At 64.8% G+C, this 4773-nt stretch carries 4 protein-coding genes and 1 pseudogene; 4 read left to right on the top strand and 1 reads right to left on the bottom strand.

Annotation, left to right across the window (positions count from 1 at the left end):
* Positions 1–11 precede the first annotated feature (11 nt).
* Positions 12–1988, bottom strand: coding sequence for a lytic transglycosylase domain-containing protein (locus ACHWRX_RS01345; RefSeq protein ID WP_394657806.1), 1977 nt, complete (start codon positions 1986–1988; stop codon positions 12–14).
* 113 nt (positions 1989–2101) lie between these two features.
* On the opposite strand from ACHWRX_RS01345, the gene dapA reads away from it, so the two are divergent.
* The 4 genes and pseudogenes from dapA to ACHWRX_RS01325 all read left to right on the top strand — a co-directional run.
* Positions 2102–2983, top strand: a complete 882-nt coding sequence (gene dapA, locus ACHWRX_RS01340; RefSeq protein WP_288415692.1) for a 4-hydroxy-tetrahydrodipicolinate synthase — start codon at positions 2102–2104, stop codon at positions 2981–2983.
* Positions 2984–3108: 125 nt separating this feature from the next.
* Complete coding sequence (smpB, locus tag ACHWRX_RS01335) at positions 3109–3591, top strand: SsrA-binding protein SmpB (protein WP_183617493.1); 483 nt, start codon at positions 3109–3111, stop codon at positions 3589–3591.
* Positions 3588–4181 (top strand): DUF2062 domain-containing protein, encoded by a 594-nt coding sequence (locus ACHWRX_RS01330; protein ID WP_394657805.1) that lies wholly within the window; start codon positions 3588–3590, stop codon positions 4179–4181. Before smpB ends, ACHWRX_RS01330 begins: the two co-directional genes overlap by 4 nt.
* A pseudogene (locus tag ACHWRX_RS01325) lies at positions 4178–4773 on the top strand (hybrid sensor histidine kinase/response regulator); the annotation flags it as partial. The gene ACHWRX_RS01330 and the pseudogene ACHWRX_RS01325, both read left to right, overlap by 4 nt.

Below are 4773 nucleotides of genomic sequence, written 5' to 3'. Positions count from 1 at the left end.
CGGGCAGGGCGCTAACCCGGCGTGCGCTTGCCCAACATCGCGCTGAGCGGCGCCTGCCCGCGATAGTATCCCCGAGACGGGTTCATGCTCTGATATACCACGGCGTTTTCCATAACGCGCTGGATATAGTTCTTCGTCTCATAGATCGGGATGCGCTCGATCCAGTCCACCCATTCGATCGCGCCGGTGCGCGGATCGCCGTTGGCGGCGAGCCACTTGTTCACATTGCCGGGCCCGGCGTTGTACGCGCCGACCGCCAGAGGGGTCGCGCCGCCGTAGTAGTCCATCATCCGGCTGAAGAACCCGTCACCCAGCCTGACGTTGTAGATAGGGTCTGAGGTCAAGGCGCTTTCGCTATAGCCGATGCCAAGCTTGCCGGCCTGTTCGCGCGCGGTGCCCGGCATCAGCTGCATCAAACCGCGTGCGCCGGCATGGCTCATGGCATTCTGCGCGAACTGGCTTTCCTGTCGGGCCAGCGCGTGGTCCATCACCCAGTTCGCACCAGGGGGCACCGGCATCTCGGGGAAAGAGATGCGCCCGAAGCTGGTGTACCCGTCCGCATGAGCCGCTTGGCCAAGGATGACGCCCAGGTCTCGGCGGCCGATCTCTTTCGCCAGATCGGCGACCAGCACGTGATCCGCCTCCGATTGCGCCTGGTCCGAGATCTCGCGAAAGAACTGCACGCCGGTGCGCCAGTCGGCATCGCGGGCAACATCGCGCACCGCGCGTGTGATCGGCTTAGCGTTGAACGCGGCGCGATCCGCGTTGCCCGGCCGGACTTGCGGCATGACATCGAGGTTGGGGATCGGGCGGCCCAGCCGCTCAAGAGACAACTGGCCGTAGAACGTCTCGGGATAGCGCGCAGCCATCTCGAAATAGCGATTGGCCCCGGACGTATCGCCCGCCTGCGTCAGCGCGCGGCCCGCCCAATAGAAGCCCTTCGATCGCGTGCCGGGCGTCTGGGCGGCGGCGCCGTAGCGATAGAACAGCGGCGCGGCGCGGCGCGGATCGCGCAAGTCCCAGATTGCCTTGGTGCCACCCAGCCATACCAGCGTCGTATAGTCATCGCGCACCCGGAACGAGAGCTTGGAGATGTCCGTCCCCGGCGCGAACGCGTCATCGATAGAGGTGGCGATGCGAACGGCGGGGTCGGCCCCCGCGCCCTTGGCCACCGCCAGCAGTTCCTTCACCCACTTCGCAGCGTCAGGCACCGGCTGTGAGAGCGGGGGGCGCGTCGAGAGCAGGCTGATGGCGGCGGGTAGATTGCCGCTCTGCCGCGCCTGCACCGAACGGTTATAGACATAGCCGGGATCGCGCAGCAGATCGCTGCCGATCGGCATGCCCAGCGATCCTGGGGCCGCGCCTTGCAGCAAAGACAGCCGCTCCATGAACAAGGGCCGGCGTCCAGCCGATACGAACGAGATCTGCCGCTCGGCCTGCGAAACCTCGCCTTGCCACAGCAGGGCATTCATCCGCGCGTCGTGATCGTCCGCGCTGAACCTGTCGCGATAGAAGCTGAGCAGCAAACTCTCGTCCGTGGGCAGCAGTGATCCGGAACGCCATGCGGTCACCGCTCGCTGTGCGGCGTCCGATCGCCGCAAATTGGTGAGAGCGGTGGCATAGCGGCCAGCCGCCTGGCTGGTCAGCGGCGGCAATCGGTCGAAGAACGCCACGAGCGTGGAGGGATCAGGCGATTCGCTGGCGAGCGCCTTTTCCGCGTATCCCCGCAGCTTCTCCTCCTGCGGATAGCCCGGATAGGTCATCAGGAACGAGGCATAGGCGCCAAATCCCATGCGATCGCTGGCCGTCAGCAGTCGCCAGCGGTCCACGGACTGGTGGGCGGCCATGTCGTGCGATTGCATCTGAATGGCACGCGCCTGATCCCACGCGGCAGCGGAACTCGTGGTGTCCTGCGCCCAGGCGGGCGGCGAGAACCAACAGGCGGATGTCAGCAGAAGACAGGCGGAGGCGCGCAGCATGCTGGACATTTTGGAAAAAGGCTCCTTATCAGGCCCTGAATGATCAAGTCTTATGACGGTGGCGCTTCACTCGTGACGCGCCGTGGATGCCGTCTTGATGACCAACAGCAAAGGCGAAGTCCATGTTCTCGGGTTCGATTCCTGCACTCGTCACCCCGTTTCGCGATGGCGCGTTCGATGAAAGCGCCTTTCGCAAGCTGGTGGACTGGCAGATCGAGAACGGTTCTTCGGGCCTGGTCCCCTGCGGCACTACGGGGGAGAATTCCACGCTCTCCAACGCGGAGCACCACCGTGTGATCGAAGTTTGCGTGGAGCAAGCGGCGGGCCGCGTGCCGGTTATTGCTGGCTGCGGCAGCAACGATACGATGAATGCTCTTCTCCACATGAATTTTTCGAAGAAGAGCGGAGCGGCCGCCGCGCTCGTGGTCGCGCCCTACTATAATCGGCCGAGCCAGGACGGGCTGCTCGCGCATTTCTCGTATCTGGCCGAGCATAGTGACCTGCCGATCCTGCTCTACAACGTGCCGGGCCGCACGGTGACCGACCTGCAGCCCGAGACGGTGTGCGAACTGGCGCGTCGCTTTCCGCGGACCTTCATCGGCATCAAGGACGCCAGCGCCGATCTCAGCCGCGTCACCGATCACCGCATGGGCATCGGCAAGCACTTCGCGCAGCTTTCGGGCGATGACGAACTGGCGCTGCCGTTCAACGCGGCGGGCGGCGTCGGCTGCATCTCCGTCACCGCCAATGTCGCACCCAAGCTGTGTGCCGAATTCCAGGCCGCTTGCGCCGCCAACGATCTGGAACTGGCGCGTGAGCTGAACGACAAGCTCTATCCGCTGCACTATGCCATGTTCGAGGACAGCTCGCCCGGCCCCTGCAAGTACGCCTTGGCGCGGGTGCATCCCTGGCTGTCGAACGAGCTGCGCCTGCCGCTGGTCCCCTGCGGCGAGAAGGCGCGGGTCGCGGTCGACGCCGCGCTGGAGCACGCCGGGCTGCTCTAAAGCCTGCTATCGACGAAACCGTGCCGCCCCGAACAGCGGGGCGGGGGCGGTGCTCGCCAACGATCTTTTTCCCGCCACGCCGTTCATGATTTATTTTGGCGGTGTGTGTCCCTACATGGCGGATCATGGCGCGCCCCCAGCACAAAGAATTCGACAAAGTGAAGACCGTGGCGGAAAACCGTCGCGCTCGATACGATTACCACATCGAAGACACTTACGAGGCCGGCATCATGCTGACCGGCACCGAAGTGAAGTCGCTGCGCTTTGGCGAAGGATCCATCGCCGAATCCTACGCCGAGGTGAAAGGCGGAGAGTGCTGGCTGGTGAATTCCAACGTGCCGGAATTCAGCCACGGCAACCGCTTCAATCATGAGCCCAAGCGACCCCGCAAGCTGCTGCTGCGCGAACGCGAGATCGCCCGCCTGCACGGCATGGTCGAGCGTAAGGGCATGACCTTGGTTCCATTGTCGATCTATTTCAACGGCAGAGGCCGCGCAAAGGTGGAACTCGCGCTTGCACGCGGCAAGAATGCAGCCGACAAGCGCAGCACCATCAAGGAGCGCGACTGGAAGCGCGAACAAGGCAGGATCTTGCGAGAGCACGGATGAGCACGCTGTTTTCCCGTCTCGCGCGCTGGTTCCACGCCCAGATGCCGACGCATGAACAGCTAGCGGGAAACCGATTTACCGCCCCTCTTGCGCGACGGCAGGAACTTTTCCGTTTCACGCGCCGCTCGGTGCCGCGCGGGGTCGCGGTGGGCCTGTTGGTCGGTATCTTCGCTTTGATCCCGGGCATCCAGATCGTCGGCGCGGCTTTGCTTTGCGTGCCGGTGCGGGGAAACATCCCGCTGGCGGCGGCGATGACATTCCTGTCCAATCCCGCCACCACGCCGTTCATACTGGCGGCCTCGATCTGGGTGGGCAATCATCTGGGTTTTCACGCCGATCTCAGCACGTTCTATGCGCTTTACGAAAGCGGCGCGGGCGCGCGGCGCTGGTTGTACTGGCTATTGTCTGACGCGGCACCGTCGCTGGTGCTGGGGCTGTTCGTCATCTCCGTCGTCACGGCCGCCATCGGGTACCTTCTGTCGGTGTGGTTCTGGCGCGGCTGGATCGGACATAAACACAAGGCCCGGCAGTTGAGGCCCCGCCGCCCCGCCCCTTCGCTTGAGAAGCCATGCGCCGGGGCTGGCGCGTGATCGAAGCAGAGCGGCCGGCCGCCGCCCCGAGGTTTAGATCGTCGGAGATTCTCGGCGTCGTCGCTGCGCTGGTGGCCAGCGCCGCGTTAGTGTGGTTCGCGACCCGTGATGGCATCGCCACAGCCGCGTTCATTGCTGGCGTGCTGGTGCTGGGGACGTTGGCGTTTCTCTTGCTGCGCCGTCGCCCGGCCGAAGCGGAGGAGGAGTTCGCATCTCCGGACTGGTCCGTCACCGTCGCCGCGATCGAGGGTTCGGATTCCGCCATTGCCGTCACTGACCGCGCCGGCCGCCTGGTCTGCGCGAACAGCCGCTACGAGGCTTGGTTCGGGGCGGCCAGCGCGCCGCCGGGGCTTCCGGTTGACGACACGTCACAAGATAAATTGTCAGAGGCTGTGCGCTTGACCTGGCGTGATGGCGCCGCGCAAGTTGCGATCACCACTGACCTGTCGGAGCTCGGATACGGGTCCCAGCGTTGGCAGGCCCATGCCCGGCGGGCGGGTCGCGGGGATGATTTCATCGTCTGGCGCTTCGAGGCGCTGGTGCAGGGCGATCCGGTGGCCGAACTCGTCACGCACCTCGATGGCAAGCTTGG

Origin of the sequence: uncultured Novosphingobium sp. (genome assembly GCF_964277725.1) — a bacterium.
GTDB classification, from domain to species: Bacteria; Pseudomonadota; Alphaproteobacteria; order Sphingomonadales; family Sphingomonadaceae; genus Novosphingobium; species Novosphingobium fluoreni.
The sequence above is the reverse complement of the archived record's forward strand: the minus strand, read 5'-3'. Positions and strand labels throughout refer to the sequence as shown.

What these genes read in the sequence shown, in the direction of transcription:
- dapA (WP_288415692.1), top strand. Translation starts at nt 2,102, where the DNA reads ATGTTCTCGGGTTCGATTCCTGCACTCGTCACCCCGTTTCGCGATGGC.
- smpB (WP_183617493.1), top strand. Translation starts at nt 3,109, where the DNA reads ATGGCGCGCCCCCAGCACAAAGAATTCGACAAAGTGAAGACCGTGGCG.
- ACHWRX_RS01345 (WP_394657806.1), bottom strand. Translation starts at nt 1,988, where the DNA reads ATGTCCAGCATGCTGCGCGCCTCCGCCTGTCTTCTGCTGACATCCGCC.
- ACHWRX_RS01330 (WP_394657805.1), top strand. Translation starts at nt 3,588, where the DNA reads ATGAGCACGCTGTTTTCCCGTCTCGCGCGCTGGTTCCACGCCCAGATG.